Genomic DNA, 18618 nt, shown 5'->3' on the forward strand with positions numbered 1-18618 from the left:
AAAATTCTCCATCGGTGATTACCAGAGTCATCCGATGAAGTCCTAAGAGCCCGCACGGCGCAAGCCCTGCGGGCTTTTTTGTGCCCTCAAATTGTCCCGCGAAGTCCGAAGAGAACTAATTAAATCCGAACCTTTTAGGCCCATTGATAGGTCCAACGAAAAACTCTATTGTTTTCGTTGGCCCTAAAAGCATGGAGACGACTCATGGCACGACGAACCAAGCCGTTAACGGATACGGAAATCAAAACCGCCAAACCTAAAGATACCGATTACCAGCTATACGATGGTGATGGGTTGACGCTGCTTATCAAATCCAGTGGAAGCAAACTCTGGCAGTTCCGTTATCATCGCCCCTTAACAAAGCAGAGAACCAAGCAAAGCTTCGGCGCCTACCCTGCTGTCTCACTTTCCAATGCACGTAAACTCAGAGCTGAATCTCGTGCATTACTGGTAAAAGAGATCGATCCTCAGGAACACCAGAAAGAACTGGCAAGGAATACCTGGAAGCAAAGACCAACACGTTCAAACTTGTCGCTGAACGTTGGTGGAACGTCAAGAAAACCAGCGTTACAGAAGACTACGCCGAAGATATCTGGCGTTCACTGGAAAGAGATGTTTTTCCTGCAATTGGCAATATAGGCGTCACCGATATCAAAGCCCATGTATTGGTTCAGGCGGTACAACCGGTACAGGCCAGTTTTCTAATGAAATCGCTCCCAGCAATCCACCTTACATAGACATGCATGAAGCGGCAATCTCGTTATTGATAAGTCATCGTAAATGACAGCACGCCGTTCGCGGTACCGGTAGTGATCTTATCCCCAGTCTGATAATAACGCGCCTTTAGAGGTACGCTGAATCCACCGCTTGCCGAGGAAGTCCCCACGCCGACATCCGAACCCAGCGCCATCGGCTGATTATTATAAAGCAACTGAATGCCCACGCCCGTGGCAGCATTATTGCCGCTGGTCGTATTGATCACTCCTCTTGTTGCATCAAAAATATTCCCCTCCATTTTGACGCTAACCCGGGTTCCAGCGTTGCAGGTGAGCGGGAGATTGAACGACTGGGTATAGGCGTCACCAGGAGTAGAACCTTTGCCGCTGAAGGCGCGTTTATCGACCTCTCTCATATCAACAGGTATCGCTGCCGTCGCCAGCTTACAGGCCGGAGTTGTCACCGTGAAGGCGTTGATATTGACCTCCGCCTCAGGGGATTGCCAAAGCAGCGAATTATTCAGTAAAACCAGCGCACCTACGGATTTCGCGGTTATCGTGCCGGATCCGGTTTCGGTTGCCGTTTTATAAAACGTCACCGTTACGGTGCCATTTAACGTCGGGCTAATCATTCCGCTGGTGTTCTCACAAAGTTTAGCGGTATTGATATCGCCCCGGATCGTATTGCTGCCGGTAACCGCCGCACTGCCACCGGCGCATTTTGTCGTTGAACCCGAGATGGCATAGCCAATACCGGCAACGTTGGTTTTATACACGCGCCGACCGTTCACCATCGAATCAAATGTGCCGTTCGCAATCACGCCTAAGGTCTGATTGGAGATTACGCCATCAGCAGAGTTGTAACAGCTGAACGCATTGATGGTTGGCGTCACAAGCTGAGTGCCGATAACTGCACCAATAGGGAGAGCGCGCGATATCGTAATATTCTGCGGCGAGACGGTGGTTGAAGGCGTTGGGGTCGTGCAATCCCAGGCCAGAGCAGCTTGAGAAAATATCCCCAGAGCAGCAAAAATCAGGGTGATGACAATCGGTTTCATTTTTTCTCTCCTGCTTAATGGCATGGTGCAGTAACGTAATGCGTGGTGTCTGAAAACGAGGTTATCTGATATGTTGCGCGGCAGCTTTCACCCGCCCAGTTCACCTCCACGGTCCCCTTCTCCGGTGCGCCGTTTAGCCAGACCCGCTGGCGCTCGTCAACGATGCCATCCGTCAGGTTATCGCGATTTTTTATGCTGGCCGTCGCCCCAAACGGGATCTCTTTTCTGGACAGCTGTAGCATGATTTTGTATCCCGTTACGGTGGGGTAATCTGCCAGCGCTAAAGCACCTTTCGTGGGCACTACCGTACGAGTATCATTGAGAACATCCGTGTTGTTATTCAACGTGGCGGTATCCAGCGATAGACTGTTCTGCCGATAGGGCGTCACATATGGCACCACGGCAAAACCTTTACTGTCGGTATAAATCCCACCATTGTTTGCCACTTTTACTCCAGCGGCGTTATCCGCTTTTACCAGCGCCATGGTCTCGCCGAGCGGCTGAGTCGCGGCGATACCGTATGGATGCACCACCAACCCGCCCATCGCGCCTGCTGAAAGCTGGCGGCTATCACGAGAATAGCTGTAGCCAAGCTGATACTCTCCATGGCGCCCTTTATAGTTGACGGAAGCGCTGCCCATCGTATCGGAGCCTTTGCTGTTATAGCCCTGCTGCACGTTCCAGCTCAGGTTTTTATCTTCCAATGCAGAGCCGGATAATCCCATCTGCGAAACGCTATCACCTTTCTTATTGCTGCTAGCAGAGAGCGTCATCCAACTGTCCGACAAGAAACGTGACAGCGGGATCTGCATCGTAAAAGCGACAATATGATCGTTGTCATTGCGCCATGGCCCCTTCGAATAGCTATAGTTCAGGCCATAATTGATATTGTTAACGCTGGTGTTGTATCCCACATTCACACTGCGCTCGCTATCACCTCCCCAGTAATCCTGCTGCCAGGCGGAAAGATTTACGTTACCCCAGTCACCGAGCCTTTGATTCAGCGTGACCTGAGCTTTACTGCGTTTATTACGTTGATAGCGCCAGTTGTCATCAAGCCGCGTTTCATCACTTACCATGCGGAACGGATTCACATCGCCGTTTGCTTCCTGAAAGTCACGAAAGCCCGATGAGGAGTAGCGGTAGCCCATCAAACTCAGAGAGGTTCCGGTTGTCGCAAAATCCTTGGCATACTGCGCGCGTAACGAAACCCCCTCCTGGGTCTTCTCGGGTAATTGCGAATGGGCAAATGTGGTATCAAAAGAGAGCGAACCAAGATCGCCAAATCCTTTCCCTATTCCTAATGCGCCAGCCCAATAATCTGCTGAAGTCAGCATTCCGCCGTAAACCGTGGTATCCCAGGGCAAACCATAGCTCAGAGTCGTTTGCAAAAACGTTGGTTCCTTATCCTGATCATTTGCCGCCCGATACTGCCCCACAGCCAGCGCATATTTAAACTGGCCTTCCCGCTGCATTACCGGTACCGCGGAAAAGGGCTGGATAAACTGATGTACCGAGCCATCCGCTTCACGTACCGCCACGTCAAGATCGCCGCTGGCGGCAGTGGGATATAGGTCGTCAATCACAAAAGGGCCTGGTGGAACATACGACTGCCAGATAATGTTGCCACCCTGACGTATGGTTACCTGGGCGTTACTTTGTGCGATACCGCGCACCACGGGAGCAAACCCGCGTACGCTTTCTGGCAGCATTGAGTCATCCGAATAGAGCTGAACACCACGAAAATTTACGCTGTCGAAGACCCCGGACTGGGTATAACCATCACCCGCGCTAAACTGGCTCTTCAGCGTTTTTATATCCCGCTCAAGGGAGGTAGCAATGGTGTTCCAGCGACTCATTCCGTTGTTGTTGTTATAGGTTGAATAATTACGCAGCCGCCAGGGTCCGACATTAATGCCGCTACGCAGGTTTAAATAACTATCGTTTTGCGATTCAGTGCCGCCATGGTTATTGGCGGCGGAAACGTTATAGTTCAAAAACAGCATATTTAGTCCATCGTCCCACTGAGCCGGTGATACCGAACCCTGAGGATCCCGTCTCAGATACTCCAGGGGAACAGAGAGCTCAAGCCGCATTCCATTAAACTGAAAATGAAGCTGACTACCGGGCAGTAGGTTGCTGATATTTTCAACCGTCGCTGATTCATCCAACGCCATCCAGTTGGGCTGCGCATTTGGCTTCACGCCCCATTGCGTAAAATCTGCACGGGTCAGCCCTGGCATTAAATCGCTTTCATGACTGACAAATACGATGTCGCGCGAGTCGACGTAATTTCCGTTGAGATAAACATCGACATGATACACGCCGGGCATCTGCCCGTCGGCTTTGCTAAAACGGGAGATATCAACATCACGAGGAAGATTTCCGCGAGTTTCAATAAAATCCGGGGCAAAATAATCCTCAGCCAGTAGCGCTGGGACATAAATGCATAAAAAAATAAGCGCAGCTAACTGAGTTAATTTTGCACAACCTGACATCGCATTAAACTGGAGCATGAATAATTAACCTAAATTTTAAATTTATGTTGAGCCGTAATGCCTCCAAAGTCATTTATCGCACGCCACGATACTTCACCACTCGCTACTGTTGTCTGAGGTAGCGATAGCGTCTGGAATGGTAAAACCATTGGAGGTTTTGCTAATTCTTTACCATTAACTTTTACATCATAAAGCGACACGCTATAAGGAGTCGGATTATGCACACTGAGTTTTCCACCCGCGGCGGAAAAGGTTAATTGCTGATAAGCTAATGAAGGGTCGCCTTTTAATCCTGCGGGGCGATAAAAAACTTTCATTTTACTTTTTACAGCAATCAACAACTCATTCTTCGCCTCCGCCGACGAAGAAGGTATTGATTTAATATTCAACCAATACACGCTTTCGCGGTCTTGAGGTACAGCGTTACCGGCTAACATCACACGTACAGAATTCTGCGTATGTGGATTTAATTTAAATAGCGGTGGCGTAGTGACAAAAAGGCTATCACCATCATCACTGTTCTCATTTTTACTGACCCATGACTGAATTAAATAGGGTGTATTATCTGGGTTACTTACGCTGATCGCCGCTTGATGACCAGTGCCATTATAAATTAATCGGGTGCCACCAATTTCCACACCACTGATGGCGCTTGTTGAGATAAGTAACAAACTCACAGCGATTTTTTTTAATACTTTCCGAAACATGAAGAGATCCTGAGAGACTAAATCAGGGCCACAAAGGGCCCTGCGGTTACTGATAAGTTACGGTAAATGACGTAGAGGAATTTGCTGTTCCTGCACCAACTGCGCCCGTCGCCATATATTTAGCGAAGTAGGTCAGGGTATTATTCACATCTTCCAGCAAAGTCACGCTTGCCGAGGTGGAGCCTACTGGAATAAGCGTCGTGCTATCCTGCTCATAAAGGGCCACGCCAACATTCGATGCAGTTTGCCCGTTGCTAAGAGCCAGAATAGAAGGATTCGCGGCACTGGTGGTACCATCAAAACGAATGCTGGCGCTGGAAACGCTGGCAGGGCAGGATTTCAGCACAATGTTAAAGCGCTTCGCCGCCGCCGTAGCACCATTACCACCGGTAAATGCCGTGGTAGAGATAGTGCCGAGATCAACAGGTTGAGAAATAGCGGAAGTATCAACCACGCAGGCTGTCCCCGTAATGTTTCCGGTAAAATTGATAACTCCGTCAGCGGCATTTGCAGCCTGAAATACGGACAGAGACATAAGTGCAGAAATCAGTGCAATCTTTTTCATATATAAGTTCCAGATAATTAATTGAATTTTTGAAAATAAATAAGTAATCCTAAAAAATCTTTGTAGCTTTCACCTCCATAATTTTTTAACGAGTGATACCACTCAGTTATATTCGCAAGTGCTTAACTTATAGGATTCGCTGCGCACAATATTTTGATACAGCGAAACGCGATTGTTCTGCTGAAGCTTAAATATCAGACTGCGCCGATGGGTATAAAACGTTTTCATCGTCATCCCTAGCTCAATACCAATTTCTTTAGCATCCAGGCCTTTCTGCATACAAGAGAGCACTTCTTTCTCACGACGAGAAAGTGAATATTTCACTCTATAGTTATATCTTGAATTCTTAACCAGTAAACATGAGGGGATCTCATTCAATCGACATTTTTTATCAATAAAAATGAAATCCGGCAGATGCATTAATGCATAATAGTCAAGATCATTGGTAATAAACGCAATAACTTTCCTGCCGGGAAATATGTGCTTTCGCACCTCTGACAGGTTTATCGTTTCAATGTCTATAATATAGTAGTTTTCATCAATCAACTCCGGCGTTAACAACGCACAGATGCCGACGATAAAAAAGTAATCATCAGAAAAAATGGCGTCTGACAAATCCATAAAGCTTACCTTTCCGACATAATCCTCTTTGTTATTTAGCGTCTGTAATCCCTTTCGTGTTTCGATGTAAAATTTACAGAAAATATTTTTTTATGACAGCATAAAAGTAATGGTTTTCACTTATTAAGTTAAAAACGATCGTTTCTACTATCTTTTCATCTTTCATGGATTATTAACCCATGAAGAGCGCTAATGGCCAAACCAAAAAACCAATAATAAATAAAAACATGGAATTTAAAACTAGTACAATGCATAGGTGCAACTTAATGATCTATTAGTCTTTGATAGCCAGAACCTGTAATAACCATGATTTTAGATTTTTCTTAGACAATATTCCCTTAACAGTTAACGAAATATATTGCGTCGGAACAGGGCTAATTTTACCTGGTTAACCGCAGGGTAACATCAGCGAACGCTGATAATTCTGTCAGGAAGGGCCTACAGATGTAGGACAAGAGATTATGACTGGAAACATTCGATGGACTGTTCCAGCTTATTAAGCGAACTTTCTATTTGGTCCAAAACGTTGATAAGTTCTGTCGTCGAAATAGCATCGGGCAGCCGATCTTCAAGCCGTTGGGCAATATTGACCAATTCATTAGCCCCCAGAAGCTGGGCAGTACCGTTGAGGCGATGAATATGATGTTTCACAGATGGATAGTTCTCCTCGCGAGCGGCCACTCGGGCGGCCTCCAGATCGCGTCGATTTTCCCGCTGCGCATCGCGCAGAGCCGTGAGCATCAGCGACCGATTGCCTTGCGCCAGCACCGCCAGCCGCTTCTCATCAAACGCAGCCCGGCTCGTCTCGCTCACTTCGGCTAACAGTCGAGAAATTTGCGCAAGCGTAATCGGTTTAAAAAGACATCCCGTCATTCCCGCCGCAAGACAGCGTTCACGTTCATGCTGCTGTGCCGTCGCAGTCAGTCCCCAGATAGGCAGCTTGCTATCAAATCCTCGCACCTGCCGGGTCAAGGTGATTCCATCCATCACCGGCATATTGAGATCGGTAATAACCAGGTCGTAATGGTCCTGCTGGAGATAGCGTAACGCCTCTTCACCATTTCCGGCTTCATCGGCAGCAATACCCAGGTTGGCGAGCTGGCGTTTGAGTAGAAGACGGCTGGAGGGGTGATCGTCAGCGATTAATACTCGCAGCGCTCTGTCAATGACCGACGATGAAGGCTCGGTTGCAACGGATTCAGGAATGGCATCATATGACGTTTGCACTGGCAGGCTTAGCACCACGCGGGTCCCCCGATTAAGCTCACTGTGCAGATCAATTGTTCCTCCCATTTGCTGCATCAGCGCTCTCGAAATCGCTAGCCCCAGGCCAGAACCACGATGAAGTTCCCCCACATTCCCCTGGCTGAAGGGCATAAACAGGGACTTTTGTTCTTCGCTTCCGATCCCTGGCCCTGTGTCACTCACCGAGATCGTCAGCGTGCGATCGCGCTTTCTCGCCGACACCTGAACGCGCCCATCACGGGTGAACTTCACCGCATTACCAATCACGTTGGTCAGCACCTGTCCCAACAACTGAGGATCAAGCTGCATGGCTTCTTTGGGTTCCAGATGCGATTCATAGCACAGCGCTATTCCCTTTTGCGCGGCAAGTGCAGTAAAGAGCAATATTTTTTCTCTTATCAGGGCATCCGTATGCACCCACTTCACAACCACCTCTTGTAACCCGGACTCTATCTTTTCGAGGTCAAGAATCTCACCAATCAGTTTTAGCAATGAGCGTGAAGCCATCGCGGCATGCTCGACCGACGCTTTATCGGCAGGCGTGAGGTGGGTAGTAGACTGCTGCAGAAGTTCCAGAAATCCGACAATCGCACTTACCGGCGTGCGGATCTCGTGGCTCATGTAAGAAAGGAATTCACGCTTCTCTTCATTTGCCTTCTGGGCTTTGTTTTTTTCCATCTCGAGTAAACGCTGGGACGCCTTTCTTCTGCGAACTTGCAGTGCCAGGTAGGCCACCCAGAGTAAAGCACTTACCACCAGCAAAGCTGCGAGAGCAGCCACCAGATAGAAAGGCCGGTTATATAGCTCCCAGGTATCTATTCGGACGTCCGGCAGGCGTATCCACTTACTGACAATCTGCAAAACTTCATTCTGCGGAATATCATCAAGCGCTTTATCAAGAATCTGCCTTAATTCAGGCTCAGAACGAGGAACACCAAAACTGATTGCCGCTGGCTGTGCTTCCGCTAGCGGAAGCCACGCTAGCTGGTCAGGATAATAGTGCTCGCTAAGGTAGCGAGCGGTCAGCTGATTGGAAATCGCGGCATCAACCTTCCCTGTTGCAACAAGATTTAATGCTACGCTGGAGTTCTCGACTTCCTCCCAGTGGATATTCGGATGACGGGTTTTCATTTTCATCAGTAGAGTGTGATCGGCGCTGATTGCCACCCGGGTCCCCGGCTGAAGCGCGGTTTCCTGTGCATCCTCCTTTCTGACCACGATGACAAACTGGGTGGTAATAAAAGGATGGGTAAAGGAGAGATCGTTTTCGCGGCTCAAATCATAGGTTGCAGCCTGTACAATATGCCAGTTGCCCTTTTTCATCTCAGAAATCATATCTTCATTCGATTTGACGACAACCGTTTCAAACTGCATTCCCGTTTGCAGACCGATCAGATTAAGAATATCCCCTATCACCCCACGTATTTCCTGATTACTATCGGCCATGGTATACGGCGCAAACCATGGATTAATAATCACCCGCAGCGTCTTGTGACTCTTTAACCACTGCTTTTCACGCGAGGTGAGATTGAGCGGTTCAAGCAGAAAAGAGAGATTGCCTTTATCAATCGTCGACTGCGCAATTTGCCCGTGGAGATTTTCATCTATCGCGCTGATGGTGCTGTTAATAATCTTCCGCAAACGCGCCTGCGCTGGTAAAAATAAAAAGTGGCTCGTTTTCTGCGGCGAAGACCAGAATTTAACCGTACTCAACGCCAGGCTGAACTCCTGCGACAGCCAGGTACTGGTGGTCAGCGAGTCCCCCATAAACCACGCATTTTGCCCGTAGGCAACAGAGCTCAGCGCTTCCTGATAATTGGCGTAATTGGCAATCTCGGCATTCGGAAACGCCTGATGAATAAAATCAGCATCAGGGTAACCTTCAACAACCGCCACGCGCGTACTCTGCGGGCTGTGTAAGGGGGCCATGACGTTTACCAGAGAAGTCACCAGCCCCGGCCAGGAATGGACCAGTGAAGCAGAAAGCTGGATCCCCTCTTCCACAGAGGGCCGGGTATCAAGGCCGGTCAGCACCGTATCAATTTCACCCGCCCTAAGTGCGCGAATCGCATCGGCGCGATTTTGATACCCCAGCACGGTAATGCGGATATTCAGCGAGTAGTGGATTAGCGTCAAATAATCCGCATTCATTCCCCGGTAGCGTCCGGTAAGCGTGGTTTGCACCAGCGGAGGCTGTCCCGGTAGATAAACCCCCACGCGTAGCGCTCTTTTCTGCTGCAGCCACCGCCTGTCATCCTCGCTCAAATAAACCGGAACCGGCGTGATGTAGCTGTAGCCAGACAGCTCCAGTTCAACCGGAGACTCGCCCTGCGCATGAACGCCATGAGCGCTAACTATCCAGATAATAAGGAGTATTGCGCGCCACGCTTTCATCGTCAGGTCAGCTTATTTTGATGGGCAAAGGAGAGGAGTTCGACCAACGATTTACAGCCTAACTTTTCCATCAGCCGCGTTTTATAAGTACTCACCGTTTTAGCGCTAATAAACATGGCTGCGCCAATCTGCGAATTGTCTAAGCCGCTTAGCATATAACTCATCACCTTCATTTCCTGCGCCGAGAGTGATTCCAGACGTTGGCTATCCGTTAGCGCAACCGTCGGTTCTTCGAGGAAAAAAGGAAAATAGCTATAACCATTATGCGCTGCATTAATCGCCGCCAGAATATTATCCATATCCTGTCTTTTACTAATAAAAGCGTTCGCCCCCGCCTGAGCGCAGCGTTTACTGTAATAACGATCGTTTTTTGCTGACACCACAATTAATATCCCGGTAAAACCCTGTGCTCTGAGTTTTTCCACCAGCTCAACGCCATTAATACCGGGGATTTCAACGTCCACAACGACGATATCCACCACCGTTTTTGCCAACGCCTTTAGGGCCGCAGCCCCGTCTTCATACTCGTTGATAATGGTAATGCGCTGCTTTTCCAGCACGCCACGAATGGCCATGCGCGCCAGGGGATGATCATCCACAATGATTGCACTACAAGATAGACACTCGCTCATATGCCCACCCGAAAGAATTTCTTCTTAAGAAACACCCTATTTACGATAATAGCCTGGCGGCACCACCGGACTGATTTATAAATGAATATTTGTTGTTCCCACGCACGTTATTCACGCAATTTTGTGCCTCTACTAATCTAAGCTACTCATTACCTTAGACACTGTTACCGCCTTCACACCCCGGAAGGTTACATGTTACTTTCCGCGTCATTTGTTTTTAAAACAATAAGATAAATAGATTCACGCCCCCTGCTCCTGCTAATTTTATGCCTGAAACGCACCCTGTGCGCAGTTCTAAAAGAGAGATAAACATGAAACGAGCTGTGAACGCCCTACAAAACTTTGGAAAATCACTGTATGGACCGGTACTTATCTTGCCGATAGTGGGTCTGTTTATCGCTTTTGGCAACGTGCTCGGTAACGGTAACCTTGCTGAATACCTGCCTTTCCTCGGCCATCCTTTCATACAGAATATCGGCCAGCTAATCGCCAAATCTGCGGTATCGGTACTGGTGAATCTGGCGCTAATCTTCGCCGTGGGTATTCCTGTTGGCCTGGCCACGCGCGATAAAGGCTACGCGGCGCTCATCGGCCTCGTGACATTTATCGTCTTTATCAACGCTATGAACATCACGCTTCAGCTACAGGATAAACTCGCGGCACCCGAGCAAATGAAAGCGGCGGGTCAGAGCATGGTTCTGGGCGTTCAGGTACTCGAGATGGGGGTCTTCGCCGGGATCCTTACCGGTGCGCTTTCAGGCTATCTCTACAATAAATACTCTCCCGTACAGTTCTCCGGGGCTATGGCAATCTACTCTGGCCACTGCTTCGTTGCCATCATCATGCTGCCGGTCTCAATGCTGCTTGGCGTGCTGATGAGCGAAGTGTGGCCGTTCGTTCAGCACGGTATCAGCGCGATGGCCCTGGCGATTAAAGGCTCCGGCCCCTTCGGTGTAGCGATTTACGGGTTTCTTGAGCGTATTTTGGTGCCGACAGGACTGCATCATCTGGTCTATACCCCCTTCCTTTATACCGAACTGGGCGGAACGCAGGAGGTATGCGGCACGGTTTATCAGGGCGCACGTAATATTTACTTCGCCGAAATGGCCTGCCCGCAGGTCAAACAGCTCAGCAGCACGGTGGTCTGGGATGCTCGCGGCATCAGCAAAATGTTCGGCCTGCCTGCCGCCGCGCTGGCGATGTACCTGACCGCAAAGCCAGAGCGTAAAGCCGCAGCAAAAGCAATACTAATCCCGGCAGCGTTGACCTCCCTGCTGGTCGGCGTGACCGAGCCTATTGAGTTTTCTTTCCTGTTCGTTGCCCCGCTGCTGTTTGTTGCCCATGCCGTGCTGACCGGCCTCGGCATGATGCTCTTTTCGCTGTTTGGCGTTCATGCGATCGGCGCGAATGGCATTATCGATTTCATTCTTTATAACCTCCCGCTGGGCACCGAGAAGTCAAACTGGCCGATGTATATCGGCGTCGGTCTCATTATGTTCGCGCTCTATTTTGTCGTATTCCGCTTCCTGATCCTTCAATTCAATATGAAGACGCCGGGCCGTGAGGATGATCAACAGGAGACGCGGCTGTATAGCAAACAAGAGTATCAGGCCAAAGGAAAAAACGACGGACTGGGCGAATCAATTATCGCTGGTCTTGGCGGGCGTCAAAATATTGACGTCGTTGATAACTGCTACACCCGTTTACGCGTCACCGTGAAAGATGTCGACATCATTGATGAACCCGCGCTCAAGGCAACAGGCGCGAAAGGCATCATCAAGCAAGGTAATAACGTCCAGGTGGTCTACGGACTGCACGTCAAGAAAATGCGAGAAGCCGTTGAGACGTTTCTCTGAAGGAGATAATCATGTTTAAACCCCCGTTCATTTTGACCATTGCCGGAGGCGGCAGTACCTATACTCCAGGCATCGTAAAAAGCCTGATGGTGCGGCTGAGCGAGTTTCCGCTGGCGGAAATCCGCCTCTATGATATTGATGAAAAGCGGCAAAATACCATCGCGCCGGTTGTTGAGAAAGTGATACGAGACCATAGCGCAACCATCCGCTTTAGCGTGACAACCGATCCCGAGGCCGCCTTCAGCGGCGCACATTTCATCTTCGCTCAAATGCGCGTGGGCCAGTATAAAATGCGCGAGCAGGATGAAAAAATCCCGCTGCGTCACGGCGTTGTCGGCCAGGAAACCTGCGGGCCGGGCGGGTTAGCTTATGGTTTGCGTACCATCCTGCCGATGGTTGAGCTGATTGATTTTGTGACCCGCTATGCGCATGAAAAAGCCTGGATTGTTAACTACTCCAATCCGGCGGCCATCGTAGCCGAAGGCGTACGCCGACTGCGACCGAATGCGCGAGTGCTCAACATCTGCGATATGCCGGTCGCAGCGATGCGAAATATGGGCGCGATCCTTGGCGTCGATCGCCATAAGCTAGAGGTCGATTACTTCGGTCTGAACCATTTTGGTTGGTTTACCCGCGTTCTGGTCGATGGCGAAGATAAACTGCCGGAGCTACGTCGCCATATCGCCAAATTCGGTTTATTAACTGAAGATGCCGCGAAAACTGACCCTCAGCACTCCGACCCGTCGTGGGTGAAAACATGGCGAAATATCCAGCCAATTATGGATAATTTCCCAGACTATTTGCCAAACCCCTATTTACAGTACTACCTGATGCCAAACCAGATTGTCGAACATCAGGATCCTGACTACACCCGTGCGAATGAAGTAATGAACGGCCGGGAGAAAAAGCTGTTTGCCGCCGCCGAAGAGTATCAGCGCACCGGTATCCTGTCGGATGCGTTTCATGTCGGAGTACACGGCGAATTCATCGTTGACGTTGCCCGCTCGCTGGCGTTCAACCTGCATCAACGACATCTGGTGATGGTCGAAAACCGGGGCGCAATAAGCAACCTGCCCTACGATGCGGTAGTTGAGATCCCGGCCTACATCACCTCAGAAGGTCCGGAACCTATCCGTGTGGGCCAGGTGCCGCTATTTCATCAAACCTTACTTCAGCAGCAGTTGGCATCAGAACAGCTGCTGGTGGAAGCGACAATTGAAGGCAGCTACGAAAAAGCGCTGCAAGCCTTTACGCTCAATCGCACCGTCCCGACAATGGCGCATGCGAAAGCAATCCTTGACGAGATGATCGACGCCAACCGCGAGTATTGGCCTGCCCTGCATAAAGCCTGGCGCGAGGGTGAAGCGATATAAAAGCGGCTTTTAACGCGGCTCAGTCCTGAGCCGCTTGTCGGCAGCGCAAAAAAAAACGACAATCTTTGCACAGGCTAACGTCACCCCCGCGTTTATGAAGGGCAGTTAACGCTATTTCGAAAGCCGGGTCTCGGGTAACCCTTTAATCTCCAGAGGTGATCTTGCTTTTCATCCCCACCATTCAGGTTGTGAAATGAGTAACCGGCTGGCGACGCTTTTAACGCGCGGTAACGCCCTGACCCGCGCGGAATATCGGGTGTTGTCGTACCTTACTGAACATCCCCTGCTGATCGGCAATATCACCGTTCGCCAGTTGGCAAAGGCCACTTTCGTCTCTACCGCTACCATTATGCGTTTGTGTCAGAAACTGGGTTTTAGCGGCTACAGCGAATTTATCTGGCACTGCAAGCAGTTGCTCTCTGAAACGCCTCACATTGCTCCTCAAACACAAATCGCCGCGGATTTGCCCGGTCTTTTCAACCAATTTATCGCTAACTATCAGCAAACTTTTCACTGGGTCACCGCGGACAAACGTGATGGCTTTTGCTCGTTGCTGCGCGAAAAGGAGAGTTTTTTTCTCTATGGCGCCGGATTTTCTTATCTTTTTGCGGAGTATCTGACAAAGAAGCTTCAGGTGTTGGGCAAAACGGCGTTTATCTCCGGACCCGGCGATAGCCGCAATATTTTCTTAAGCAATGCCGCACGGTATCAGGTGTTTATCGCGGTATCGCGCAGCGGCGAAACAGAACAGGTACTTGATAAAGCGCGGATAGCAAAAAATATCGGCATGACGGTGGTCGCGTTTACCCGCGCATCAGCCAACACCCTTGCCGGCATCGCCGATCTGCACTTTGCGCTGTATGATGAAGCGGTACATTTTGCTGCGGAGGCCTCAGGCGTCACCTCCTTTGAGTCAAACCTGGTCCTGCTGATGGATTTACTGCTGCTGGAAGCGACCGGTTAAAAACGCCGTTTCCAAAATCACTCTTCCCCAGGCCAAAGTGCCGCGCTCTGGATTGATTTTTAACGATCAAACGGGTACGTTGCCTCATAAATCCAGGGAGATGGTTGTAAATCATGCCAATTATTCAATCTGTTGAACGCGCGTTACAGATCCTGAATCTGTTCAATGAACAGACGACAGAGCTAAAAATCACCGACATCAGCAAACAAATGGGGTTGAGTAAAAGTACCCTTCACTCTCTGCTCAAAACGCTACAGCTGCATGGATATATCGATCAAAACCCTGAAAATGGTAAATACCGGCTTGGCATGAAGCTGGTTGAACGGGGTTACTTTGTCGTGGGTACCATGGATATTCGCCAGAAAGCGAAAGGCTGGCTGACTGAGCTCTCTTCACGCACCGGCCAGACCACTCACCTCGGCATCCTTGATGGACGCGAGGGTGTTTATATTGAAAAAATCGAAGGCAAGCTAGCTGCCATCGCTTACTCCCGTATTGGCCGTCGCCTACCAGTCCACGCAACAGCAATAGGCAAAGTTCTGGTGGCATGGCTTAGCAAAGAGGAACTGGAGACGCTGCTGATCGATTATTGCTTCACCGCCTACACTCCCGCCACCATTACCTCCGCAGAAGCCCTACGGAAAACGCTGGCACTGACCCGCGAGCAAGGTTACGCGTTTGATAACGAAGAAAATGAACAGGGCGTCCGCTGCGTGGCAGTCCCTGTCTGGAACCATGAATCGCGCGTCATTGCGGCATTAAGCCTCTCTACGCTGACCTCGCGGGTGAACGATGAAGAGCTGGCGAGTTTTCGCCAGCAGCTTCAGGAAGCCGGGCTCCAGCTTTCGCGCGCGCTGGGTTACCCGGGCTAAATGCCTACTTTATCGTCGGCTGGTAGGTAAAATAGTCGAAATCAGCGTAGCAACCATCACCGCTGATATCTTCGCAATGCAGGCCCACAAAGGCGCCGGTAAAGAAACCACGTCCGCCGACATAATCATCCGAAAGTTTCCACGCCTCATAGGTTACCGGTACCGTATGCCACTGCTTGCCATCAAAAGAATACGCATAGCGATATACCAGCTTGTCCACATCGACCCGTAACCAGATACTTTCTACGTGTTCCGGTACCACAATGGGATCGTCATGCAGCGGCCAAGAAGGAACATTATGGTCGAGCTGTAAAACCTTCAGCGTTCTGCCTCTCCCCTCTTCAAAATCCACAAAGCAATAGCTCCAGTTTTTACTGTTGTAGTAGCACGTCAGCCCTGCGCTCTGCTGAAAGTGAACGGGCGAAAACTGCATCCGCGTTTCGGCGCGGAATGTGAAGTGCTGCCAGCGGCGAGCAACCGTAGCCTGCGTAAAAGTTGAATTCAAAGAGTCATGCCCATAAAGACGTAAAAAACCGGGACGCGCGCTCAGAGAGCCTAACGTCTCGTCAAAGGGAATACGTAAGGTTTGCCACTCAGGATCCAGCGCACCATGCGTAAAGTCATCGCGCCAGTCGCCATTGTTCACGGTCGCACATTCCGTCATTTTCGGCCCGGGAACCGTTAATGGCGCGTGTTTACCGCCTTCGACATACGGCCAGCCGTCACGCCAGCCGACGCGAGCGATGCCCGTTTCGCGTCCCAGCGGGCAATATCCACGTCCGCCAGAAGCAAGAAGCGGCACGCCGGGTAAGCGCAAAGGGCGGCTGGTCAGCCAGGCCATATACCATTCGCCGGTATGCGTTTCCAGCATCGAACCATGACCGCTTTTTTGCAGCGGGTTTTCCGGTGTATGCCAGCTGGTCATCATCGTCACTTCTGGGTGAAGTTCATATGGGCCGTCAATCTGCCTGGACCGCAGGATAACCACCGCATGTTCGTAACTGGTGCCCCCTTCCGCCACCATCAAATAGTACCAACCGTCTTTATAGTAGAGGTGAGCGCCTTCGGTATAACCCAGCGCGGTCCCGGTAAACAACGTTTTGCGCTGTTTTGCAAGCTCCCCGGTCGCCGGAAAATACTCTTGCAGCACAATAGTATTGTGCGGATTACTGTGATGACGCGGCCCCCATGGACGATAGATATAGTATTTACGCCCATCGCGGTCGTGAAACAGTGAAGGATCAAAGCCGCCGTTACCCATCGAGATAGGCTCACTCCATGGCCCCTCAATCGAAGGTGCCGTAACCAGATAGTTACGGCCATTCTTCCACGGTGAATCAACGATTTTCACATCGGTATACAGCAGCCAGAACATTCCGTCGCTATAGCTCAGACAGGGAGCCCAAATACCGCCCGAATCTGGATTTCCTTTCATATCCAGCATCGATACGCGATTGAGCGGAGTGCTCACCAGCGTCCAGTTTTTTAGATCGCGCGAGTGGTAGATACGTACGCCCGGAAACCACTCGAACGTTGAGGTGGCGATGTAATAATCCTCACCCTGGCGGCAGATTGAAGGGTCCGGATTGAAACCTGTCAGAATCGGGTTGGTGATAGTGTACATGGTAACCTCCTGTTAATGGGATATAGCTGTGGCGGCGGCAGGGAGTTCCTCACTCTGCGTGGCCCGGCGTTTAATAAGCTGCTGGCTTATCGCCTCCACTCGCGCATCGGACAGCTTGTAGAGCGACAACATGATGAACATGCCAACGTAGAGAACCACAGGCACAACGCAGAAAAGAATTTTTATCGTGCTCAGTACCTCATCCGGCTGCACGCTGTTACTGGCGGAATAGTTAACGAACGCCAGGATCCAGCCAACGACCGCTCCGCCGATAGCCAGACCAATTTTCAGGCTGAAGAGATAGGTTGAGAACACCAGTCCGTCCAGACGACGCCCACTGCGGCTCTCTTCATAATCGACAACATCAGAAGCCATCAGCCATTGCAGCGGCGTGGTGGTGTTGAACACGAATAAGAACAGGATGTTGAGAGCAAAAATAAGTGCAATATGCTGGGCTGGTGTCACAAAAATCAGCAGGCTGATCAGCGAATAAGCCACGATGATCCATTTGAACGACTTAACACGATCGAAACGGCCTAAAAGACGTGAAGAGCATAGCGAGCCAAACATGGTTGCAAGGCTACCGTAGAGTAAAAACTGCGTCGCCAGCTCCGGGTGATCCATCACGTACTTCACGAAGTACAGCGTTGCTCCGCCGCGTACTACATTTGAGCAGGTTGCCATCATTTTAAATGCGCACATGATTCGCCACTGCCCGTTACCCAGCAGCAGCTTCAGATCCTTCGCCACCGAAGCCCCCGGCTGGACCGCAAAGGTATAGCGCTCCTTTGTGGTGCAGAAACACACAAACAACAGCACCACTCCGCTCAGGCCCAGTACACACATGGCGCCAAAATAGCCTGTCTGCTCATTCCCCTGGCCAATAATGCCCACCAACGGTAAAGCAATACCGCTTATCGCCAGCGATCCCGCCGCCGCGAGGAAAAAACGCCAGGATTGTAGAGCATGGCGCTCTTTCGGATCGGCGGTAATCACCCCAGGCATTGCGCAGTAAGGTACGTTAACGAAGGTATAGACCAGAGTGAGCAGGATGTAGGTTACGCAGGCGTATATAATTTTGCCATTTGCCGAAAAATCAGGCGTATAGAACGTTAACATACAGACAATACCGAACGGGATAGCTCCCCAGAGCAGGAACGGGCGGAACTGACCATAGCGGGTGCGGGTACGATCCACCAGCAGGCCCATTAGCGGGTCGGTTACCGCATCAAGCACCCGGGAGACCAGAAACAGCGTTCCCATAATACCTGCTGACAAACCAAATACGTCGGTATAGAAATAGGCCAGCAGGAACATCGTCGCCTGCCAGACAAAGCCACAGGCGGTATCACCCAACCCGTAGCCGATTTTATCCTTCATCGTTAATTGCATTCTTGAATCCCCCAACGCCAGTAGATGATACAAAGCAAACGAGGGACCTGGATGAGCGCTAGCGCATCAGGAATACACCCTTATATCGTGTGCCAATATAA

The 18618-nt window shown here is 50.3% G+C and carries 13 protein-coding genes and 1 pseudogene; 5 read left to right on the plus strand and 9 right to left on the minus strand.

The annotated features are described in order from the left end of the window. Positions 1–204: 204 nt before the first annotated feature. Positions 205–695 (plus strand): annotated as a pseudogene (locus KCG39_RS12120) (integrase arm-type DNA-binding domain-containing protein); the annotation flags it as partial. 65 nt (positions 696–760) lie between these two features. Here KCG39_RS12120 and KCG39_RS12125 read toward each other — a convergent pair. The 7 genes from KCG39_RS12125 to evgA form a co-directional block, all read right to left on the minus strand. Further along, entirely contained in the window at positions 761–1774 is a 1014-nt protein-coding gene (locus tag KCG39_RS12125) for a fimbrial protein (protein ID WP_211811613.1), read from the minus strand. 14 nt (positions 1775–1788) lie between these two features. Further along, positions 1789–4290, minus strand: coding sequence for a fimbria/pilus outer membrane usher protein (locus KCG39_RS12130; RefSeq protein ID WP_211811614.1), 2502 nt, complete (start codon positions 4288–4290; stop codon positions 1789–1791). Between the two features lie 11 nt (positions 4291–4301). Next, the gene (locus KCG39_RS12135) at positions 4302–4979 is read right to left on the minus strand and encodes a fimbrial biogenesis chaperone (RefSeq protein ID WP_004123828.1); all 678 of its coding nucleotides are present in this window, start codon (positions 4977–4979) and stop codon (positions 4302–4304) included. A 46-nt stretch (positions 4980–5025) separates the two neighbouring features. Further along, positions 5026–5544, minus strand: coding sequence for a fimbrial protein (locus KCG39_RS12140; protein ID WP_004123832.1), 519 nt, complete (start codon positions 5542–5544; stop codon positions 5026–5028). 102 nt (positions 5545–5646) lie between these two features. Then, entirely contained in the window at positions 5647–6165 is a 519-nt protein-coding gene (locus tag KCG39_RS12145) for a helix-turn-helix transcriptional regulator (RefSeq protein WP_004123835.1), read from the minus strand. Between the two features lie 459 nt (positions 6166–6624). Further along, the gene (locus tag KCG39_RS12150) at positions 6625–9804 is read right to left on the minus strand and encodes a response regulator (RefSeq protein ID WP_211811615.1); all 3180 of its coding nucleotides are present in this window, start codon (positions 9802–9804) and stop codon (positions 6625–6627) included. A gap of 2 nt (positions 9805–9806) precedes the next feature. Next, complete coding sequence (gene evgA / locus KCG39_RS12155) at positions 9807–10436, minus strand: acid-sensing system DNA-binding response regulator EvgA (RefSeq protein WP_004123841.1); 630 nt, start codon at positions 10434–10436, stop codon at positions 9807–9809. Positions 10437–10747: 311 nt separating this feature from the next. Here evgA and KCG39_RS12160 point away from each other — a divergent pair, with 311 nt between their 5' ends. The 4 genes from KCG39_RS12160 to KCG39_RS12175 all read left to right on the plus strand — a co-directional run bounded on the left by KCG39_RS12160 (position 10748) and on the right by KCG39_RS12175 (position 15501). Further along, positions 10748–12292, plus strand: coding sequence for a PTS transporter subunit EIIC (locus KCG39_RS12160; protein ID WP_004123842.1), 1545 nt, complete (start codon positions 10748–10750; stop codon positions 12290–12292). An 11-nt stretch (positions 12293–12303) separates the two neighbouring features. Further along, positions 12304–13665, plus strand: coding sequence for a 6-phospho-alpha-glucosidase (locus tag KCG39_RS12165; RefSeq protein ID WP_049114792.1), 1362 nt, complete (start codon positions 12304–12306; stop codon positions 13663–13665). A gap of 193 nt (positions 13666–13858) precedes the next feature. Beyond that, a complete protein-coding gene (locus KCG39_RS12170) occupies positions 13859–14629 on the plus strand; it encodes a MurR/RpiR family transcriptional regulator (RefSeq protein ID WP_004123848.1) in 771 nt (256 codons plus the stop codon). Positions 14630–14742: 113 nt separating this feature from the next. Then, complete coding sequence (locus tag KCG39_RS12175; RefSeq protein ID WP_004123850.1) at positions 14743–15501, plus strand: IclR family transcriptional regulator; 759 nt, start codon at positions 14743–14745, stop codon at positions 15499–15501. A 4-nt stretch (positions 15502–15505) separates the two neighbouring features. Here the strand turns inward: KCG39_RS12175 and KCG39_RS12180 are convergent, their stop codons facing one another. Further along, positions 15506–17125, minus strand: a complete 1620-nt coding sequence (locus tag KCG39_RS12180) for a glycoside hydrolase family 43 protein (RefSeq protein WP_004123853.1) — start codon at positions 17123–17125, stop codon at positions 15506–15508. 12 nt (positions 17126–17137) lie between these two features. Beyond that, the gene (locus KCG39_RS12185) at positions 17138–18517 is read right to left on the minus strand and encodes an MFS transporter (protein WP_004123857.1); all 1380 of its coding nucleotides are present in this window, start codon (positions 18515–18517) and stop codon (positions 17138–17140) included. Positions 18518–18618 lie beyond the last annotated feature (101 nt).

It is taken from the genome of Klebsiella pasteurii (genome assembly GCF_018139045.1).
Classification (GTDB): Bacteria; Pseudomonadota; Gammaproteobacteria; order Enterobacterales; family Enterobacteriaceae; genus Klebsiella; species Klebsiella grimontii.

Excerpts from the sequence above, each read along its gene's own strand:
- evgA (WP_004123841.1), bottom strand. The coding sequence starts at position 10,436 with ATGAGCGAGTGTCTATCTTGTAGTGCAATCATTGTGGATGATCATCCC.
- KCG39_RS12140 (WP_004123832.1), bottom strand. The coding sequence starts at position 5,544 with ATGAAAAAGATTGCACTGATTTCTGCACTTATGTCTCTGTCCGTATTT.
- KCG39_RS12125 (WP_211811613.1), bottom strand. The coding sequence starts at position 1,774 with ATGAAACCGATTGTCATCACCCTGATTTTTGCTGCTCTGGGGATATTT.
- KCG39_RS12135 (WP_004123828.1), bottom strand. The coding sequence starts at position 4,979 with ATGTTTCGGAAAGTATTAAAAAAAATCGCTGTGAGTTTGTTACTTATC.
- KCG39_RS12170 (WP_004123848.1), top strand. The coding sequence starts at position 13,859 with ATGAGTAACCGGCTGGCGACGCTTTTAACGCGCGGTAACGCCCTGACC.
- KCG39_RS12175 (WP_004123850.1), top strand. The coding sequence starts at position 14,743 with ATGCCAATTATTCAATCTGTTGAACGCGCGTTACAGATCCTGAATCTG.
- KCG39_RS12160 (WP_004123842.1), top strand. The coding sequence starts at position 10,748 with ATGAAACGAGCTGTGAACGCCCTACAAAACTTTGGAAAATCACTGTAT.
- KCG39_RS12185 (WP_004123857.1), bottom strand. The coding sequence starts at position 18,517 with ATGCAATTAACGATGAAGGATAAAATCGGCTACGGGTTGGGTGATACC.
- KCG39_RS12165 (WP_049114792.1), top strand. The coding sequence starts at position 12,304 with ATGTTTAAACCCCCGTTCATTTTGACCATTGCCGGAGGCGGCAGTACC.
- KCG39_RS12145 (WP_004123835.1), bottom strand. The coding sequence starts at position 6,165 with ATGGATTTGTCAGACGCCATTTTTTCTGATGATTACTTTTTTATCGTC.
- KCG39_RS12150 (WP_211811615.1), bottom strand. The coding sequence starts at position 9,804 with ATGAAAGCGTGGCGCGCAATACTCCTTATTATCTGGATAGTTAGCGCT.
- KCG39_RS12130 (WP_211811614.1), bottom strand. The coding sequence starts at position 4,290 with ATGCTCCAGTTTAATGCGATGTCAGGTTGTGCAAAATTAACTCAGTTA.
- KCG39_RS12180 (WP_004123853.1), bottom strand. The coding sequence starts at position 17,125 with ATGTACACTATCACCAACCCGATTCTGACAGGTTTCAATCCGGACCCT.